At 73.6% G+C, this 382-nt stretch carries 1 protein-coding gene; it reads right to left on the reverse strand.

Annotation, left to right across the window (positions count from 1 at the left end; genetic code table 11):
- On the reverse strand, positions 1-382 hold a 382-nt coding region (locus G3I78_RS50850; RefSeq protein WP_275424962.1), incomplete at both ends, for a beta-ketoacyl synthase N-terminal-like domain-containing protein.

A 382-nucleotide genomic window follows, 5' to 3' on the forward strand; every position in this document is an offset into this window, starting at 1 on the left:
AGCGGGTGGATCGCCGCCTCCGTGCCGCCCGCGACGACCACGTCGGCGCGGCCGGTGCGGATCATCTCGACGGCGTAGCCGATGGCCTCGGCGCCCGAGGCGCACGCGCTGACCGGAGTGTGCACGCCCGCCTGGGCGTTGACCTCCAGGCCGACGTTGGCCGACGGGCCGTTCGGCATGAGCATGGGGACGGTGTGCGGGGAGACCCGGCGCACACCCTTTTCCTTCAGTACGTCGTACTGGTCGAGCAGGGTGGTGACGCCGCCGATGCCGGAGGCGATCACGGTGCCCAGGCGTTCGGGCATGATGGCCGCGTCCTCGCCCGCCGGGGCGGTGTAGCCGGCGTCGGCCCACGCCTCACGGTCGGCGAGGTCGGCCACCT

It is taken from the genome of Streptomyces sp. SID13726 (assembly GCF_010548375.1).
Classification (GTDB): domain Bacteria; phylum Actinomycetota; class Actinomycetes; order Streptomycetales; family Streptomycetaceae; genus Streptomyces.